At 65.5% G+C, this 18,585-nt stretch carries 17 protein-coding genes and 1 tRNA gene; 7 read left to right on the forward strand and 11 right to left on the reverse strand.

Annotated elements, in window-relative coordinates:
- Positions 1-963 (reverse strand): glycosyltransferase family 2 protein, encoded by a 963-nt coding sequence (locus tag LRA98_RS02660; RefSeq protein WP_201241992.1) that lies wholly within the window; start codon positions 961-963, stop codon positions 1-3.
- A 172-nt stretch (positions 964-1,135) separates the two neighbouring features.
- On the opposite strand from LRA98_RS02660, the gene LRA98_RS13115 reads away from it, so the two are divergent.
- The 4 genes from LRA98_RS13115 to LRA98_RS02680 all read left to right on the forward strand — a co-directional run bounded on the left by LRA98_RS13115 (position 1,136) and on the right by LRA98_RS02680 (position 5,180).
- A complete protein-coding gene (locus LRA98_RS13115) occupies positions 1,136-2,230 on the forward strand; it encodes a GNAT family N-acetyltransferase (RefSeq protein ID WP_238632939.1) in 1,095 nt (364 codons plus the stop codon).
- On the forward strand, positions 2,227-2,895 hold the full coding sequence (locus LRA98_RS02670; RefSeq protein ID WP_238632938.1) for an arsenate reductase/protein-tyrosine-phosphatase family protein: 669 nt from the start codon (positions 2,227-2,229) through the stop codon (positions 2,893-2,895). The genes LRA98_RS13115 and LRA98_RS02670 overlap by 4 nt, the downstream gene beginning before the upstream one ends.
- A gap of 10 nt (positions 2,896-2,905) precedes the next feature.
- The gene (locus tag LRA98_RS02675) at positions 2,906-4,147 is read left to right on the forward strand and encodes an aminotransferase class V-fold PLP-dependent enzyme (protein WP_238632937.1); all 1,242 of its coding nucleotides are present in this window, start codon (positions 2,906-2,908) and stop codon (positions 4,145-4,147) included.
- 88 nt (positions 4,148-4,235) lie between these two features.
- Positions 4,236-5,180, forward strand: coding sequence for a GNAT family N-acetyltransferase (locus LRA98_RS02680; protein ID WP_238640822.1), 945 nt, complete (start codon positions 4,236-4,238; stop codon positions 5,178-5,180).
- Here LRA98_RS02680 and LRA98_RS02685 read toward each other — a convergent pair.
- The 4 genes from LRA98_RS02685 to LRA98_RS02700 all read right to left on the reverse strand — a co-directional run bounded on the left by LRA98_RS02685 (position 5,145) and on the right by LRA98_RS02700 (position 8,289).
- Complete coding sequence (locus tag LRA98_RS02685) at positions 5,145-6,179, reverse strand: carboxylate--amine ligase (protein ID WP_238632935.1); 1,035 nt, start codon at positions 6,177-6,179, stop codon at positions 5,145-5,147. The two genes, LRA98_RS02680 and LRA98_RS02685, sit on opposite strands and share 36 nt — an antisense overlap.
- A 179-nt stretch (positions 6,180-6,358) precedes the next feature.
- Entirely contained in the window at positions 6,359-7,225 is an 867-nt protein-coding gene (locus LRA98_RS02690; RefSeq protein ID WP_201242222.1) for a hydrolase 1, exosortase A system-associated, read from the reverse strand.
- A gap of 10 nt (positions 7,226-7,235) precedes the next feature.
- Positions 7,236-8,027 (reverse strand): hydrolase 2, exosortase A system-associated, encoded by a 792-nt coding sequence (locus LRA98_RS02695; RefSeq protein WP_238633023.1) that lies wholly within the window; start codon positions 8,025-8,027, stop codon positions 7,236-7,238.
- A 7-nt stretch (positions 8,028-8,034) separates the two neighbouring features.
- Positions 8,035-8,289: an acyl carrier protein gene (locus tag LRA98_RS02700; RefSeq protein WP_238633022.1), complete on the reverse strand. Its 255-nt coding sequence runs from the start codon at positions 8,287-8,289 to the stop codon at positions 8,035-8,037.
- 929 nt (positions 8,290-9,218) lie between these two features.
- Here LRA98_RS02700 and LRA98_RS02705 point away from each other — a divergent pair.
- A complete protein-coding gene (locus LRA98_RS02705; protein ID WP_238633021.1) occupies positions 9,219-10,328 on the forward strand; it encodes a glycosyltransferase in 1,110 nt (369 codons plus the stop codon).
- Here LRA98_RS02705 and LRA98_RS02710 read toward each other — a convergent pair.
- The 3 genes from LRA98_RS02710 to LRA98_RS02720 are packed head-to-tail and all read right to left on the reverse strand — an operon-like array spanning position 10,257 to position 13,687.
- The gene (locus tag LRA98_RS02710; protein WP_238632934.1) at positions 10,257-11,213 is read right to left on the reverse strand and encodes a Stealth CR1 domain-containing protein; all 957 of its coding nucleotides are present in this window, start codon (positions 11,211-11,213) and stop codon (positions 10,257-10,259) included. The two genes, LRA98_RS02705 and LRA98_RS02710, sit on opposite strands and share 72 nt — an antisense overlap.
- Entirely contained in the window at positions 11,210-12,748 is a 1,539-nt protein-coding gene (locus LRA98_RS02715) for a hypothetical protein (RefSeq protein ID WP_238632933.1), read from the reverse strand. The genes LRA98_RS02710 and LRA98_RS02715 overlap by 4 nt, the downstream gene beginning before the upstream one ends.
- An 18-nt stretch (positions 12,749-12,766) precedes the next feature.
- Positions 12,767-13,687, reverse strand: a complete 921-nt coding sequence (locus LRA98_RS02720) for a hypothetical protein (protein ID WP_201242218.1) — start codon at positions 13,685-13,687, stop codon at positions 12,767-12,769.
- A gap of 219 nt (positions 13,688-13,906) precedes the next feature.
- Here LRA98_RS02720 and LRA98_RS02725 point away from each other — a divergent pair, with 219 nt between their 5' ends.
- Positions 13,907-14,758, forward strand: coding sequence for a hypothetical protein (locus LRA98_RS02725; protein ID WP_201242217.1), 852 nt, complete (start codon positions 13,907-13,909; stop codon positions 14,756-14,758).
- A 56-nt stretch (positions 14,759-14,814) separates the two neighbouring features.
- On the opposite strand, the gene LRA98_RS02730 is transcribed toward LRA98_RS02725, so the two are convergent.
- Complete coding sequence (locus tag LRA98_RS02730; RefSeq protein WP_201242216.1) at positions 14,815-15,015, reverse strand: hypothetical protein; 201 nt, start codon at positions 15,013-15,015, stop codon at positions 14,815-14,817.
- Between the two features lie 88 nt (positions 15,016-15,103).
- Positions 15,104-15,180, reverse strand: a tRNA-Met gene (locus tag LRA98_RS02735).
- 158 nt (positions 15,181-15,338) lie between these two features.
- Here LRA98_RS02735 and LRA98_RS02740 point away from each other — a divergent pair.
- Positions 15,339-17,390, forward strand: a complete 2,052-nt coding sequence (locus LRA98_RS02740; RefSeq protein WP_238632932.1) for an HAD family hydrolase — start codon at positions 15,339-15,341, stop codon at positions 17,388-17,390.
- Positions 17,391-17,406: 16 nt separating this feature from the next.
- Here the strand turns inward: LRA98_RS02740 and LRA98_RS02745 are convergent, their stop codons facing one another.
- Entirely contained in the window at positions 17,407-18,387 is a 981-nt protein-coding gene (locus LRA98_RS02745) for a glycosyltransferase family 2 protein (protein ID WP_238632931.1), read from the reverse strand.
- Positions 18,388-18,585: the final 198 nt, after the last annotated feature.

An 18,585-nucleotide genomic window follows, 5' to 3' on the forward strand; every position in this document is an offset into this window, starting at 1 on the left:
TCAAGTCACGCCGGAGCGTGAGGGGCACCACCCTACCAGCCGCGATACCGTGGCAAGCAGCGCATAGCACCATACCCGCCAAGCCATGGGATTGCCTATCAGGGCTCGATAGAAAGATGGAGCTGCCAGGCGCGCATTACCAGCCCAGAAGTGCTGGTAAGCAAAACGGAAATGGAGGGCGGCGCGGCGGCGACGCAGCGCACCCGCCCCCACCGCCCCTCCCTCCGCGTCTGTAGGCCCCCACCGGTCCAGGGCGCGCTCCAGGATCTCCAGTTCGAAATTCCGCGCGCGCGGAGTGCGGGTGGCGTTGCCCGGGTGCTGGCGATACAGGGCCATGACATGGGCAATCCGGCGGATCGGCGTTTCCCGGGAACAGCGCAACCAGTAGTCGTAGTCCTGGCCGAGGCGCAGGGTCTCGTCAAAGTACCCGACCCGCTCGAACAGGGAACGGCGCAGCATCACGGTCGAGGTCCAAACCCAAGCCGGGCGCAGGAGTAGCCAGGTGTAGAGCCACCCGGACGGGTAATAACGCAGCTCCTGCATTGGCGGGATACACGGCCGCCAACCGGCGGCGGCATCTTCAACCTCCCAGCGCGCACCGCGGGCGCACACGAGCTCGACTGAAAGGTGGTCGGCCAGCACCCGCTGCTGCCACGCCAGCTTACCCGGCAACCAGACGTCGTCCCCGTCCAGGAAGGCAATGCACTCCCCGGCGGCAGCCCGTAAGCCAACGTTGCGGGCTGCGGCGGCCCCGGAACCCGGCTTCGACGTATGCAGCACCCGCACCGGTTCGCCGTACGAGGCCGCGATCGCTGCGGTCTCATCCGTTGAGCCGTCGTCAACGACCAGAACCTCCAGACTGTCCTCCTCCTGGCTCAGGACACTGTCGATGGCCTCGGCGATAAAAGGGGAGCAATTACGGGCCGGCATGACCACAGAAACTCGCGGGACGGAGGGTGTCATCAGACAGACCTCGGAGGGTTCCTAAGCAAAAGCGTAGCACCGATCTATATTCAGGTAGGGCCGTTCATCACCCGGGCGGCCGGGGTGAACAGGTCGGGGGAAGGGCTTGAAGGCACTGGCAGCGAAATCTGTGGACACTAGCCCGACGTCCACCGAAGGAGGCTGGGCGGCCGTGGCGGACGACTGGGCCGCGCTGGCCAACCGTTCGGGCTGCTCACCCTTTCTCGACCCTGTTTGGCAACAGGCCCTGGCCGAGACAAGCCCGGTAGAGACCCTGCCGACCTGGCTCACCCTGGAAGGCGGTCAGCCGACGATGGCCATGCTCGGCAAGGGGCCCGGGCGGCGGCGCAGCCTATTCCGGGCCCGAACGCTATGGTTGAACGAAAGCGGCGATCCGCAATTGTGCCAACTGCTGCCTGAGCACAACGCTCCGCTATGCCCGGCGGGCGGTGAGCTTCAGGCCCTGCGACGACTGATTGTCCACTTGCTGGAAGACCGGCGCGACTGGGATGAGTTCTCGCTCGGCTGGATGGACGCCCATCTGGCCGAACGGCTTCCGAGGCACTTGAATGATCTCCCGGTTCGAATGCACGAGGCCGGCCGCACTCCCTACTACTACGTGGATTTGTCGGCTTACACGGACCTGGACGATTACCTGGCTAGCCGGAGCCGCAACACCCGGCAGCAGCTCCGGCGGTCAATGCGTGCCTACGGCGGCCGCGGCGCACTCGAGACCTCCATAGCAAGCTCCCCCGAGCAGCATCGGACCTGGTTCCGGGACTTGTGCCGTCTGCACAAGGCCCAGTGGCATCGACGCGGCCACCCCGGGGCTTTCTCGGCTGCGCGGGTAACCGACTTCCACCGCGTCCTTTTGGAGCGCGCCGCAGGAACTGGCCTAGTGGAGTTCATGCGCATCCAAACCGCTGAGGCAACCGTCGGTTATCTCTATAACCTGCGCAGTGGCAGCGTCGTGTACAACTACCAGAACGGTTTTGCCTACTGGACCGGGAATCGCTACAGGCCTGGCCTGATCTGCCATGCCCTGGCTATCGAGCACGGAATCGCCGCCGGCACGCGCCGCTACGACCTATTGATGGGCGACAGCCAGTACAAGCGCAGCCTGGCCAGCGATTGCGGGGAGATGGTCTGGCTGCTGGTCCAGCGTCCTCGGCTGCGCTTCGCCGCTGAGCGCTTGGGACGCCGGCTGCTCGCACCGTGGCGGTCCGCACGGCGCCCCCCCTCAGTGACCGGACGATCCCACTCATGAGCCTGTCAAGAACCATCACCCGGCCACGCTCGCGCCTGATTCGCGTGATTCGCCAGGGCATCCGGCAGTTGCTCCCCTGGCGTCTCGCCCGGCCTCTGCTGGAGATCGCCGACCTGGGCCCGGGCGGCCCCCTGCGTTATGCCCGCTGCCGCTTCGCCCGCGAGCGGGTCAGGGACCTGCCCCACTCCCCGCCGCAACACGGGACGATCCTGCTGCTCTGCGACGGCAACATTTTCCGCAGCGCCTTGGCCGAGGCGCTCATGCGCCGTCGACTTGCGGAACCGTGGCAGCGGCGGGTTCTTTCAGCGGGTCTGCGTGCCCGTGACGGCAAGCCCGCCGATCCGCGCGCCCGTTCGTTCGCCAAGGCAATGGGGCTCTCTCTGGAGCAGCATGGGGCACGTCAACTGCGCCCCGAAATGATCGACGACGCCGCATGGATCCTGGCGATGGACGACTACAACCGCGCGCGCCTGCTCGGGCTCTATCCACAGGCCAGGGAGCGACTCTATCTGCTCGGCGCCTTTACCCAGGGTCTGTCACCGGGAAGCCGCTGGCCACGTATCCACGACCCCTATCACTGCACCTCCGGGACCGAGCGCGATGCCGCCCTGCAGGCAGTAGTCGGTGCCGTCGACGGGGTACTGGCCCGCTTGCCGGGCCCGTGAAGAGGCCGTCGTGACGGATCGCATCCCTCGGTACGCTGTCCTCGACAGCAACAGCCTAGCCCGGTGGCCGGGCCCAATGCCGGCCTCGGTGCTCGACCGTCCCGAACTCGTTTTCACCGAACGGGCCCGGCAGGGGATCACCCTGATCCTCCGCGCACTGAACCTGCGCGCCGGTGAGCACATCCTCCTGCCTGCTTACCACTGTACGTCCATGGTAACGCCGGTGCTGCAGGCAGGCGCTCAGGTAAGCTTCTTCCGCGTCCTGGCAGACGGTACCGCGGATCTAGATGACATGTACCGGCGCCTCCAAGCCCGGCCACGCGCTGTCCTAGTCTCGCACTACTTCGGCTTTCCGCAACCAATGGATCAGATTGTCCCGCTTACCAAGCAGGCGGGCACAGTGCTGGTCGAAGATTGCGCTCACGCGCTGTTCGGAAGCATCGAAACGGGTGCGCTGGGCAGTTTCGGGGACTACGCCATAGCGAGCCCATGGAAGTTTCTGCCCGTACGCCTCGGCGGATGTGTAGCCCGGAACAACACCGCGCTCCCGGCGATCCCTAAGCCACCATGGGGCGGAATACGCGGCGAACTCCGAGACCTCCTCAACACGCTGGAGCGAAGCACCGAACACGACCGTCTGGCCAAGTTGCGCCCCCTACTGGCACCCCTGCACTACCGCAGCCGGCGTCGGTTATACCGGGCCTCCATGGCCGGGCCTGGACGCCCCCCGACTGGACCGGAAGAGCTCTCCGGCGGGGAGACCGCGCCGCTGCGCCTGAGTTATGCAGCCACTTGGATCATTCAGCATACCAATCGCTTCCGGGTCGGGGCGCAACGACGTGCCCACTACCTGCGTCTGGCCCGGGCCTGGTCCGATCTACCGGGGGCGCACGCCCTGTACCCGGACCTTCCGGCGAACACCATCCCGCAGGTCTTTCCCCTCGTGACGGAGAAACCTGCCGAACTGGCCGGGGCCCTGGCCGCCGCCGGCATCCCGGTCATCCGCTTCGGCGGAGAGCGCTGGTCCGGCACCCCGCCACGCACCTGCCGCCACGCCGAGCGGCTCTCGGCCAGCGTTCTGCAGCTCCCCTGCCACCAGTCCCTGCAGAGCCCCGAACTGGAACGGCTTATGCAGACCGTCCGGTCCGCCTTGGGGGCGGCAGCCCGCCCCCGCCCCGATAAAGCCCCCGGCCACGAGGCCCACGACTATGCCCGAAAAGACAAGCTGGCGCGTTCAGCACCAACCCGCTGACGCCCCTTTACCTGCCAGCTGGGATACGCTCAACCGCGCCGCATGCCGGGACCACCCCCTGCTGGCCAGCCCTCTGCTGGAGGCTGCCTTGCGCCACTTCGGTCGCAAGACCGTTCACCTGGCTACGCTGGAAAACGACCGCGGAGGCTGTCGGGGACACGCGCTGGTGACCCCGCTGAGTCGTCTACGCTGGGGATTGTTCCACCCGAGCCAGCTACCCCTCGGCCCGATCCTACTCGACCCGGGTCTGGAATCACCAGCCGGGGCCTTGAACAGCCTGCTCCGAAGCCTCCCCGGCGCGGGGGCACAGCTGGATCTCACCCAGCTTGACCCGTGGTATTTTCCGCTCGGCATGGACAGCCCACAGGCCGAACTGGTCCCCTACGTGAACACGGTCGGGATTACCGTCCGCGGGAGACGCTACGAGGACTATCTGGAGCAGCGTCCACGCAAACTGCGCTCGAACCTCCGTCGGTATCAGCGTCGCGTTGCGGAGGCTGGGCTGGTGCTGCACCTGCGGCGTGACGATACCCCTGCTGCCGTGGCCGACGCCGTCAACATCCACGGCCTGCTGGAGAGCGCTGGCTGGAAGGGCCGGCAAGGAACTGCACTCCACCCCGATAACGAACAGGGTCGCTTCTACCGCGACTACCTCTGCGCAGAAGCCGCTCGCGGCCGCGCTTGCGCCTACCGGCTACAGACCCGGGGCCAGACCGTAGCCACCTGGCTGGTGGCTTTCCGAGGGCACCAGGCCATGCTGCTCAAGACAGCGTACGACGAATCCCTGGCGCGTCTGGCCATCGGCCGATTGATGCTGGCAGAGACACTGGAGGATCTGTTCCGACAGGACGGACTGCAGCGGATCGAGTTCTACACCAACGCGAATGCCGACCAGATGGAGTGGGGCACCGACAGCCGCGCCATCCAACACCTGAACTTCTATCGTCACGCCGCACTGCGCCACGCCTGGCAACTCGGGCGTCGCCTGAGACATGGTTTACGAGCGAGGCGAACGGACCAGGCGGCCGCATAACTGATGGACCAGAAGACCGACGGCTTGGCCGGTGTCCTGCAGTGCCGGCCACGGATCGCCCCAGGCCCAAAGCGCGTCGCGGGTGCCATTGACCGAATCCAGCACGGCAACACCCAGGTCACGGGCAAGCCCCCCACCCCCCCGCTCGCCGTCCAGGCTTTCCCGAAGCACAGCCGGCAAACGCTGTAGCTCACCGCCAAGCCAGCGCATCCGCCGCCCGATTGGGTATGTCGCCGGCGGATCCGGTTCCTGCCCATGAAGCCGTTGCCAGGCGTAATAGGGAAAATCCACGCCGCAGGCGATGGGCAGGGCCATCGACCCCCAGCAGCGGCCATTGATCTCCATCAGGACGCTATGGCCAGTCGCCGGATCACGACGGAACTCCACCATCGCCAACCCCTCCCAAGACAGTGCCCGGAGCAGTGCCACAGCGCGTTCCACCAGAACCGGATCCGGTGCCTCGCTCACACTACGAACGGCGACACCACCCCCCGGCGGCAGTTCCTTGAGACGGCGGTGCTGGAAAATCGCCAACGGCCGATCCGCGTCCATCAACACTTCGACCCCCACCCCCTCCCCGGGCACAAAACGCTGCACCAGCCACTCGCACCCCGCCCCCCGATGTGCATCCAGGAAGGCGAACAACGGCTCAGGACCGTCAAAGTAGCGCATCCTTGCTGGGTTCGGCCGCCCCCGGTCGCGCGGCTTCACGAAGACGGGGAAGCGCATCGCCCCACCTTGCCGCCGGAAGTCTTCCGCACTGCCCACGCAGATACTCTCGGGGATCGGCACCCCGAGCGACCGAGCGACCGTCAGGGTGGCGCCCTTATCAAGCACCCGGGCCGCAAGAGCGGCCGAGGGATACATGCGGTGGACCCGGGATGCCAACCGATCCTCGCAACCGCTCAGGGCCGTCAGCTCCCCATCGCCCACCGGGATCACGGTATCGATGCCCCGCTGCTCAATGACCGCCAAAAGGGCCGCCGGGAACGCTTCCAAGGACGATTGCCCCGGGCCGGGCAGCTCGATGTACCCCCGGAGGGAACGGCTGCGAGGCACCCGTGGCGCGCTGAAGAACCCGCCTGCGTATACCGGGATACCCCGAGCTGCGAGGCTGCGGGCGACCGGCACCGTAATACGCGGAAACCCACCCAGGACCAGTGCTGCCGGACCAGCGCTCACGCTGCCCGCTCGCGCGCAGGCAGAGCAGCCACCCAATCCCCGGTCCAGCGTGCAACTTGATCCCGCCAGACGCCACGAGAGAACGTGTGGTTGGCCTCACGAAGCTCGCGTACCTCGACGCGGTCCTGCCGCAGCAGCCCCCGCCAGGCACGGGTGGTGGCAACAACATCCCGGAATTCGGCAGCGGTCAAGTCATTGCCACTGAGGATGAGCAGCACCGGACCGCGGAAGCGCCGCCAGCCATCCGCCATGCGCACGGGCAGGGGCAACTTGGCTGCGTCCAAGCCTTCGGCCGGCTCATGGCGACCGGTTCGGGATCCCGCTACCAACGTGCGCAGCAAACCGGAGAACGCGCGGAGTGGCTTCACGCGACGCTGCCCTAGGTCCTTCCAGAAACCGGGACTGGCCAGACGGCGCAGGTAGTAGTGTCGCAGATACGCCCGTGCCAAACCGGCCTCCGTGCGCACCCATGGGTTCAGCAGCACCAACCCGACAACCCTGGGATCTTGCCAAGCATAGAGCAGACCTGCGGAAGCCGCATCGCACAACCCCCACAGCACCACCTCCTCAAGTTGCGGCACCTGATGCTGAAAGCGGTCAACTGCTATGCGAATGTCAGCCTCAACCGCCTCGAACCCTGGCGACTCGCCCTCGGCATCCCCCATGCCACGGTAATCGAACCGGAATACGGGGACCCCCTGGGCAGCCAACCCACGTGCCAGCAAGACGAATTGCCGGTGACTACCCACCCGGTACTGCGGCCCTCCGACCACCATCAGCACACCTCGGCGCCCCTCGGCTCGATGGCAGATACCGAGCAGGGACTGTCCGTGGACCTGAAAGACAACGGCACGCTCATCCACGTTTAAACCCTCACCGTTGTGCCAGCCACTGGCGAGTCGCATGCACAAGTGCCGGCACTTCGGCGATCTCCTGGGTGCTCCAGAACGGCTCTCCGTCGATCACCAAGGTCTCGACCATCGTGCCCTGACCCTGCCACTCCTCTGCCAGGCGCCGAGTGGCCGGGGCGACCCCGCAGGCCGCATCCCCCACTTCCAGCCACAAAACCGATCCGTCGGTACGCAGCAGCCTAGCCCGATCCAGGGCGACGGCGAGGGCCGGCGCCAGGGTATAGCCGGCGACCTCGATCGATTCACCAGAGGCCATCCGGTCGCGAAGCCCGCTTGTCGTCTCAGCGCCACCGTCGAGGCGTTCGACCGCAACCCGCATGCGCAGGAACTGGGTCAAAAAGACATCGCCGCGGAGCACCGGGTGCCAGAGCACCGCAGGGGCATCAACGCCCTGCCGGTGGAACATCTCCGTGAGTAGCAAACAGCCGCTTCGCAATCCCCAGCCGACTGACTCTCCCGGAAAGCGCTGCTTCAGCGCGCGCCAACTTTCGGCCAGATCGGCCAGCCAGATCTCCCAGCGGGCATCGGCGAAGTCACCGCCGCTATCACCGCAGCCGTAGTGATCGAGGAGCAGAACCGCCCAGCCGTCGGCTGCCAACGCACGTGCCTGCATCGCCGCCATGCGGCGGGCCTTGTTGAGCTCCTCGGCGAAGGGGTGGCAGTAGAGCACCGCTCCGCGCGCACATCCGGAAGCCGGACGAAACAACAACTCGAAGACGGGACCCGCGCAGCCGGCCCGAAGCCCCGCCTCCAGCCAGGGCTTAGGCGGCCGCAAGCTTGCTATCGATGAAGTCGACAAGACTGCCCACCGTAGTGAAAGTCTCGGCGCTGATCTCGTCATCCTCAATCACCACGCCGAATCGGTCTTCCATCGCTGTCAGTACCGCAACGACCGCCATGGAATCGAGTTCGGCCAGGGCACCGAGCAGGGGCGTCTGGCGATCGAACTCAAGTCCGCGCCCTCCCAAGCTCAGGCTGCTATCCAGGATGCGGTTGACCGTCTCAAGGCTCGACATCATCGCCCCTCTCCCAGGTTTGCCGGCAAACCCGTCGGTTCGCTGCGCCGTCTCAATGGATAGTAGCAGCGGTGACGATGATTGCCGGTGGTTCACCGTCCGCAGCCTTGAAACTCATGCCCCGGGCGAACGAAAACGTTTGCGCTAGAGTTCAAGAAGCCATTCGGCCCCTGCAGGCCGCCCATCCCTCAGCGCGGAGCATCCATCAGCGTGGTTTCCCGCCTCCCCCCGAGACTCCGGCGCCTCGCCCATGACCTGCGGCAGCTCGGTCTGGCCACGACCGCGGCCGTGCTGCTCGATGGGATGGCGCGTCGTCTCCGGCTGCCGGTATCGGCAACGCGCTATATCTTGTTCGCACAACCGGTGGCACCAGAACCGCTGCTCCCGGCAGCCCACCTCCACGGGTACACAGTCCGCCCCCTCCAGCCCGGTGATCCGGCCTTCGAGTACAGTGGGCGCCCGGAGACCGAGATTCTCGCCCGGGCCCGGGCCGGCGCAATCTGTCTGGGCGCCTTCCGTGACGGTCTGCCGTGCGGCTTTATCTGGTACTCCCTCGGTCCCTATGCGGAAAACGTCCATCGCTGCACGCTGACCCCTTCCCCCAGCGGTTGTACGGCACTCGATCTCGATATCGTGATCCCGCCGCGCTTCCGGGGATCGCGGGCCTTCGCCGCGGTCTGGAGCGCAGCCCACGAGCGCTTGAGGCAACAGGGCGTCACCTGGACAGTCGGCCGTGTTGCCGCCACCAACCTCGTCTCGTTAAGGGCCCACGAACGGCTGGGCGCACGACCGATCGGCAGCATGGCGATCCTATCCTTACCGAGCATGGAAGTGCTGATCGGTGGCCCAAGCCCGGGCCTCCATGTCACCCGCGCGGGCCGGCCTTCACCAGTCTGCGTCCTGGCAGCTCCGCAGATGTCTGCTTGATCATGAGGATCCTCTTTGTTTCGACCCTCAGCCACATCCCCCAACGCGCAAGCGGGGCGAATAGCTGTATCGATGAAATGGCACACGCCCTACAGGAACGCGGTCATGAGACCGCGGTGCTATGCGCCCTTAAGCCCCGGGGACCGCTGTTCTGGCGCACGCGCATTCAAGCTGCTCTGGCGGGGGAAAAACCGTTTATCGAAGACCACCGTCTCGGCTATGCCACCTATCGCGGTTACGATCCCATAAACGGTATCCCGGAAGCCATCGAGCGCTTCCAGCCCGAAGTCGCCGTCGCCGAGGTTGGTCAGACGAGCCGGACAGCAAGGGCCCTGATCGAGGCTGGTCTCCCCTGCGTTGCCTATCTGCACGACACCACGCAGGACACATTCGCCATTGATCCGTTCATCCACCCTCGCCTGCTATACATCTCCAACTCTCTTTTTACCCAGTCGTTTTTCCGGGAACGCAACAACCTTCTCAGCGAAGTGATTCGGCCCCTGGTTCACCCGGAGCGCTACCGTGTCCATTCCACCCGTGAGGTCGTCTTGCACCTGAACCCTTCCCCCAGGAAGGGAATCGACATCACCCTCAAACTGGCACAACAACGCCCGAAAGTCCCGTTCTGGATCGTCGACACCTGGGGGCTAGACAGGCGACAACGTGCCGACTTCCGCGCCCGCACCCGGCGGCTCAGCAACGTGCGAACCTTCGCCACCACCCGCGATCCCCGACCGCTTTACCGCAGATCCCGACTCATTTGCGCCCCGAGCCAGTGGATCGAGACTTGGGGACGAATGGCGACAGAAGCCCATCTCAGCGGCATCCCGGTCCTGGCCAGTCTTTCGGGCGGTCTGCCCGAATCCGTGGGCCCGGGTGGGCTGCTCCTGCCCCCGGATGCGCCGATCGAGCACTGGCTGACCGCCCTCGATCAACTCTGGTCAGACCCAACCGCCTACGCGCAGATCGCCGCGCGATCGCTCGCTTATGCCGAGCGCGCCGAGATCCAACCGAAACACATTGTCGAGCGATTCCTCGAATCACTGAACCGCGTCCAGGCGACTCCGGCTCAGGGCATCGGCGAGCAGTCGCTCCACCCGCAGCCGGGATAAGGGCGTCATCTGATCCGCCTCCTGGACACAGAGGCAACGGACTCCCGCATCGCAACGTACCCGCTCCAAAACGCCCAGGACAGCGTCGTCGCCATCGAACCGACCGTGGACATAGCCCCAGTCGTCCCGCCCCCAGACGGCTGCTCCCCGCATGAACGCGGCATTAGCTACCAGATTGGGTATGGTCATCTGCTCGTGACTGCGGAACCGATACGCGATCTGGTGTCTCAGAGACGACTCCTGCGCAAAACAATCGGCGAGAACATCCCGGAAGAACGGATGCGGAGAGTGGGCACACTGGAACGTGATCTTGCGCCCGAGAAACTCCCGCTCGCGCCCCGGCTTGAGGTAAGACGCCTCACGCTCCACCCCGCCCGCGCCCAGCAGCGCACTCACCCAGTTCTCGAGGCGAAACCCGTAGTGGAACCGCCCGCGCCAGCGTGCTCCGGCCGCCGTGAAGAAGGCCTCTCGCGGCGTGGGACGCAGGACAAAGATATCGTCGTTGAAGTAGAGGAAGGCCGGGGCGAGGCCGGGTATCCGGTGCAGGACCGCCTCGATAGACTTCGAATTGAAGACCGGCAGCACGTCCTCGAACCCGCGGAAGATCGTACTGTGATCCACGACGGCTAGGCCGAGCCCCTGGGCCACCTTGTCACTGAGCCATTCCGGACGCTGCCCGTCCGTGACCAAGTGGATACGATCAATCCAGTCCATATGCCTGCGGATCAGGTGCACGCAATAGTAAAGCTCGAAGGAGGTGCGAAACCGGGATTCGTCCAGACCGGCGGGCATCCGGCCAGGCTCAGCCAACTTGGCGTAAGCGGCCCGTTTATGAGCGTGACCCGGATCGTCCCCATCCACCCAGGTAATAACAGCGTCGATCATCCTGCCCGACCATCGCCCAAAGCCGGACAGCCCCCACCCGATCCTGCGGATGGAACACGCCTGGCACCGATCTCTGGACCTGCCAGCTCCAGCTCGCGGAACGCCTGCACGATGCACTGCATCGCCGGCTGCCACCAGAGATATCTAGGTTGCACCGTCCACCGACCCCACAGGGCTCTGAGATATCCCCCGCGGCTCAACTGCGGGGCCCCCCGAGCCAGCATGGCACCCTCAGCCAGCCGCGCGCCGTAGAGCCGACGCCGGCTGCGCCGATTGAGATCCCGGGCTGTGACGCCGTATGCCCCATAGGGGACGCCGCGGTGCGCCGGATAGGCCCGGGCGATAACCCGATCGTGCAACCCAACTTCGTCCTCGGCCCTGCCCTCCGGTCTCCCAAGGCCCAGCTCAAGGATCGCCGGATCCAGAAACGGCAACCCGACCCTGGAGCCAACCGGCCGCAGGGCAACCGGGATGAGCGCAATCTCCCGGCGGGTGCGGTTCCAGAAACGAAACGAGCGTGCCGGGCAGACAGCGTCCACGTGCCGGGCCAGCTCTTCGCGGATTGCTGCCCGAGCCTGCGCCGCGGACCAGCGCTCCGCCCAGGGCCCCTGCAGCACCTGCCCCCAGTCCGCACCAGCCGCCAATAACCGATGCGCAGCCGCATCGACATCCCCACGGCGCAGGGCTTCGGCAAGGCTCGCGCTGAACTGCAGCCCGTTGAGAAGCATATCGCCCCCCAGACCGTCGAGATACGCCCCCCGTAGCCGCGCAGCGACCGCCAAGTACCAAGTATGCTCGTCCGACGCAAAGTGCGTCCGTCGATTCTTTTCGGCCTCGAGTGCCCCGTCCAATTCGTGTTCATCCAGGCAGCCAGCCTCCTCCAGGGCAAGGCCGAGGCGCGCGGCCAGACCGGCAGCCACACCGAGCTCATTCTTGAACAGGCGATGGCCGCATACGACACGCTCGACCGGGACTCGCTGACGGTGAAGCTCCAGCAGGATATGCCGCGAGTCGCGCCCCCCGGAAAGGGGCAACGTCGCGACTCGATCGGGGGCCCGGGCAGTGATGGCCTCGGCAAATGCCGCCTGCGCCAACCGCTCGAGACGATCGCCCGCATCGCGGACAACGCAGAAGCGCGGGTACCTCACCGCGCCATCCGCCGCCGGGGGTTGACCCGGTGACCACGACCACCGCTCGCCGGGACCGAGGACATAGACACCCTCGACCACTGTCTGGTTAGCGCAGAAATAACCCAGGCGCAGGAACACCGCGATGCCCGAGTCATTGGGGCGATTGGGGGTGGCACGGTGGCGACAGAGCTCGGCGAGGTTGTCGGCCACGATCACCCCGCCCTCCTGAAAACCGTAAAACACCGGGATCATGCCGAGACGATCCCCCCACACCTGCAGACGCCCCTCGCACCAGGACCACCCCGCTTCGAGCGCCCCCCTCCTGCCGGAATCCTGGTCGACACTCTGCCGGTGACGATCCGCACCGCAGCGCGAGCCGCCCGGCTGGATGGCAAGGTAGGCCAAAATCCTGGCAGCCTCCGGTTAATGGATTCGAATCCGGGCCAGCCCCTCCGGACCGCCCCAGACGTGGCCGTGGAAGCTGGCGTAGTCCGGATAGCGCCCCCCTGGATCGCCGCTCAGTTCCCGGCAGAGGGCATAGAGCTTGCGCCGCTCCGTATCCACGCGGGCCAACGCGGCGGCGCGGACTTGTTCAGGCGGTATCCGTCGGCTGAGAATCTCGCGCACGCCGTCGCGAACGGCCTTGGCAGTGGGCTTGACGATTACCGAGTAGCGCGGATCCAGAAAGACATCCCGCCCGCCCAGCGAAGGGGTGGAAACCACCGGCAAACCGGCGTAGAGATACTGCATCATGCCGAGCATCGCACCCTCCTTGCGGGACAGGGCCAGCCCGCAGCGGCTCGCGCTGACTCTTCGACCGATCTCCTCCGGATCACTGATCCAGTCCTCGTTGAACGCCGCCTGACGGATGGCAGGCTCGAAGGCGTGCAGGTCCCACTTCCCGGCGGCATTGCGAACATCCGGCCAGAAGTAGGTAATCACCTGCAGCGATTCGACCAGGCCCGCCAAATGCAGGCGTTTGTAGGGTTTCGCCGCAGCAATGTAGACGGCATCCCACCGCTTGGGCTCATCCCGAATCCGGAAGGCGTGCTCGCAGACGTTCATGTTCTGGCTGATGAATCGCGAGCGCAGACCGCAGAGGCGTGCGATGCGATGCTCCCGCAACGAGTTATTGAGCAGGATGAGGACCATGTTTCGCCGGCGCAGTGCTCGCGCCTCGCGCAAGTAACGCCATACACCGCCGAGGCCGAGATACCACATCGGATGGGCGAGGAGATAGCCGGTATCGGTGCCCCTGTGATCGAGATAGCGCCAGTTGGCGGTACCGATGGAGAGATAGATGGCCGGATCGGATTGGATCCGGTAGATTGCCTGCGCCTTCATGAGCGGGTGACTGCTCCCTCCGGCCCGTCCGATCCGCACCCTGACAAGCATAGCCGCCCCCGGCGGACTTGCCGTCCGGCTCTGCCCACCCGGCAGTTGGTCGCATCCCGGCCTGATTCGCGGCTCACGCATGGCCACGCCCCGATCGCCGCAATAGTATAAGGCGGGGCCGCCGCCCCATCCCCGACCGACATGACCAGGCAGGAGGAGCAGCCCTACATGCGTCAGCGCTACGATCGCCCCCCGCACCCGGAAGGCCCCTTCAACGCCGACCGCGTGGCCGATAGCGATCCCCCCGAGCAGCAAGAGCTGGGGGCGTTCCAGGAGCGCATGCGGGTGCGGGCCCGGGAGCGCACCCTGCTGTTCCTGGGTGCGCTGGGGGTTGCCGCCGTCCTAGTGCTGGCGACTCGCCACGAGCCCCAGATCGCAGGTTTCATGAACGCCAGCGAAGAGGCAGTGGGAGTGGCGCTGCTGGGCCTGACGATCGGCGCCATCGTCCTCTGGGGATACACCCTGCACCAGCTCATGGACCCGATCTTCGGTGATGTCCTGGGGGCGCGCGGCGACCTGGAGGTGATCGACCCCGATGTACCCGATTATCGCCGGCTGTTGATCGTGGCGGCGCTCATCAACCAGGCGGCCACAGGCTACTTCCGCGCCCTGCGCGAGACCTGCGACCGCGAGGTCCGGCTCGGCGATCTGCGCGCCTTACGCCAGTATCTGCGCCAGCTGAAGAACCCCAATCTGGCCGGCGCCGCTGCACCACCGTCCACCCCCCAGGACGACTGGGAGCGGGGCTACGTGGTCTGGTCGGAACACAGCTACCGGTTCTTCCTCGACGAGCTGGATACCCTGGACTACATCGAGTTCCTCGACGGGGAGCTGGAGGGGGTCTCCCTCTATTTCGGCCGACCGGGGGAAGGGAGCTTTCCCTACAAGATCATCAGCTGCCCGGACTCGGTCCTGGAGGCCTTCGGTAGCCGCAGTGGCCTGGAAGAACGGATCGACGAAGAGCTTGAAGATGTGCTGGAGGTCTTCGGCGGCTGGGGGCAGGACCTGGTGCTCTACTAGGTCCCAGGATTGTTCCTGCGGCGGTCAGCAACAGGGGGCTGACCGCCGCCGAATGATCATCCGAACACCATCGGATACCAGAAGAATCCGACGATCGTGCTGATGCCGACGACCACAAAGGCGTGAAGCAGCACTCGGCGGTAGCCCAGATACATACCGAGCAATAGCCCCAGCGTGGGCAGGAACACGGCGCTCAGATAGGCAACCACCATCAGCCAAGTCGGCACCGCCCCCCGTCTCGCAGCAGTTTCCGCCATCGGTCATGCACTCCCTGAAACGAAAAGAACCCCCGATCGGCGAACACTGCACGTGTGCGCTGAGCGGGGGCTCATCTCGATGACTGACTGGTAGCGGGGGCAGGATTTGAACCTGCGACCTTCGGGTTATGAGCCCGACGAGCTACCTGACTGCTCCACCCCGCAACTGGTGACGCGCATTTTATGCACCGAGCCGCCGGGCGTCAATTCACCATGAGTACTGCGGCAAGTCAGGGAGCGCACGCCGCGATACCGGCTAGACTCCTTTCAGGAGTCGCCTGTCCCAGCACCACTGGAGATGGAAGATCAGCGTGCCCCTCCCCATGGAAAAGCACAACGTCGGCACCTTCCCCTTCCGGGCGGAGGCCCTGCCCGCTGACATGGAGCAGGCTGCCCGCGGCATCTCGGCACTGTCGCTGGATCTGTTCGACACCTTGCTGTTTCGTGCCTACGGTCCTCCGGGGTCCGGTTATCTGGCTCTGGGGACAAGAGTGTCCGAGGAGGGGCTCATCCCCTGTACGCCGGAGGTGTTCGCTCGCCTGCGTCAAAGTGTCGAACGAGACTGCTGGCAGCGCGAGGACCGTGAGCGCACTTTTACCTTGGAGACCATCTACGCAGCCTTAGGCCGAGAACTCGGCCTGACCGAGGAACAAATCCCCCCGCTAATCGATCAAGAACTCGCGCTGGAGCGCATTGCTCTGCACCCCTTGCGCAGCTCCCACGCTTGGATCCGGCTAGCGCATCTTCGCGGGGTGCAACTGGTTTACACCTCCGACACCTACCTCCCGGAAAGTTTCATTCGCGCTGTACTCGCCGGTCACGGCCTGCTCCCGCAAGGGGCACGCTGTTTCCTCTCCTCGCATTACGGTGCGACCAAGCACAGCGGGCGGCTCTTCGACATGGTCCTGATGGAGCTAGGGCTGCCCGCCCACGCAGTCCTGCACGTCGGGGACAACCCATACAGCGACGTACGGGTTGCCAGGCGCAAGGGCCTACGCACCCTCCACTTTCGAGGGGGCCGATTCAACCGCTACGAATCCTTGCTCGCAGCGCACCACTGGGATTCGAACGGACTCACTTCCGTTCTTGCGGCCACGAGCCGGCGTATCCGCTGCAACCATTCGCCGGACGTACAACCAGGTGCCATCGACGCGGTCACCGGGGTAGCGGCACCGCTGCTGACGGCTTACCTGGTCTGGATTCTGCGCCGTTCAGAGGCTCTGGGCCTGGAACGAGTCTACTTCCTGGCTCGGGACGGAGAGATCCTCGCGCGCATGGCCCAGGCCCTTTATCCGCGCCTGGACACACCCCTGGAAGCTCGCTACCTCTTAGTCAGCCGCCGGTCGACCAATCTCGCTGCCGTCGAGCAGACCGGCGAAGCGGAGCTGGCGTGGATCTTTCGGGATGCGATCGGACGCCCGCTGGGGGATATCCTTGAACTTCTCAACCTTCCTGATACTGAAACAAGGACCGTCGCCGAAATCCTCGCCGATCCGAATATCACCGCGCGCTCGCGGATCGACGAGCGCACGCTGGCGACCGTACGGCAGCTTGCCGAGGACCCCGCCTGGTCCGAGCGGATCCTTGAACAAGCGACCCGACGACGGGCCGCCCTGCTCACCTACCTGCGCGAGCAAGGCGTGCTCGATGGCCACCGCATCGCCTTTGTCGACCTAGGCGGGGTCGGCAGCCAGCTGCGTGCCCTGGATACACTGTGCAAGCAACACAGCCGGAGCCGGCCCCGTTTCTTCGTCGCCGGCCTGGAAGCGTCCAGCGATCCCGACCACGAATGGCTGGAGCGCGTGGAGTGTTTCCTCTACGATCGCCAGCGCGGAGCAACCCCACCACCCCCGCGGGGACTCAACACGGCGCTGCAGCTCTTCTGTACCGCGACGCACGGCTCGGTCTCTGGGTATACCCCCACGGAAAACGGCGTTCAGGTTCATCTTGATCCGCCCTCACCGATCGCGCATCACTGGGACGTTGCGGGTTTCCAGAACCGCCTTCTGGAATTCGTGGCCACCCTCCCCGCGCAGGGCCCCCACTTCGACCCGCGAGGCTCGGCCCGCAAGGCAGTGCTAGGAGCCGTCACCCTGCTGATGCGAACACCAACCCGCTGCGAGGCCAAGTATTGGGGACAGCTGCCCTTTGAAGATGGCCGCGCCGGTAACGCGGCCACGCAACCGTTAGCACGCCGCTACACCCTGGCTGAGGTCGCCTTGCGCTCCATCGACGGCTCTATCCTCAAGTGGCGCTTCCCCAGCCTTGCCTGGACGCACTGGCCGGAAGGATCCCTGCAGTTGAGCTCTGTGGCGGTCCGATGGTGGATGCGCGGCCTGGAGCGGCTACGACGCAGCCTGGCAATGATGCGCTGACCCTGGCGCGGCGAGACTACAACGCCCCGCGCCCCGCCAGTCGCCCCCTCACCAGCCACAGCAGTGAGATCGGCAGGTGGACCAGCAGCCAGGGGTCACGGCGCAGCCATCGCCGTGCCGCCTCGAGCCGTTGCCTCTGGCGCAGCCGGCGCAGCAGTAACATCCCGCAATAAAGCCTGCGCCGAGCAAGCCGCCGACGCACCCATGCCCGCTGCGCCGCAGACAATCCAAACAGGCTGACGATCCGCTTCTCGAGCAGGACACCGCAGAACGCGACCTCCATGGCACGCGGTGCGTCCCAGCCGACGGCACTCGCATAGAGGTTCACCCCCTGCCCGTAGCGAGCCTCGACGTGTGCAGAAACAACGAAGGCATCGCTGCTACGGGCCAGATTTAGCCAGAAGACCCAATCCTCGTGGACACGCAAATCGGCTTCGAAACGCAACTCCGAGTATTTCGACCATCGGAACACCACCGTCGAGGTACCCACGAAGTTGTTGCGCAGGATTCGGTCGAAGACCGCGCCACTGACCTCGTAAACATCCGAACATCCGGGCACGGGCCGGTGCTCCTCAGGACGGAACTGTCGGTACAGGGCGAAGAAATCCCTTCGCCACCCGGCCCGAATCAGATTAGCGCAGTACACATCGTAGCCGCGGCCGAGACAAGCGACGGCGCGGGCGAGATGATCTTCCGTCCAGACATCATCCGAGTCGAGGAAAGCGACGTAGTCACAATCCGTCAGCACCTCATCCAAGCCCCGATTGCGTGCGGCAGCCACCCCGGCATTCGTTGTCCTTAGCAGCCTGACATTCAGGCCGACCGGGACGCCCCCTTGGGCCAGCACGTTTTCAGCCGCCCAAGGCGAACCGTCATCGACGACGATCACCTGCTTGAGGAAAGGGCCGCGCTGCGCGGCCACCGACTCCAGGGCTCGCACCAGGCATTGGCCATCTTCCTGGAAGTATGGAATGACAACACTAATCGAAACCGCCACCCCGGCTCCTCCTCCCTGAAGGGCGCTCCCGCTCCACAATCCACCTAAGAGTGTAGTCGCGGAGCCGGGGTCGGCTGATCGATTGTGGCACCCTCTTCGAGGGTGCTTAGAGGCCGGGATTGACGCCGCGGATGGAGCCGGGTGCGGCAGCGGGCTGCCGCACCGGGCTCCATGCGCTACTCAGACGCTGTAGTACAG

The organism is Halorhodospira sp. M38, from assembly GCF_022227985.1.
GTDB classification, from domain to species: domain Bacteria; phylum Pseudomonadota; class Gammaproteobacteria; order Nitrococcales; family Halorhodospiraceae; genus Halorhodospira; species Halorhodospira halophila_A.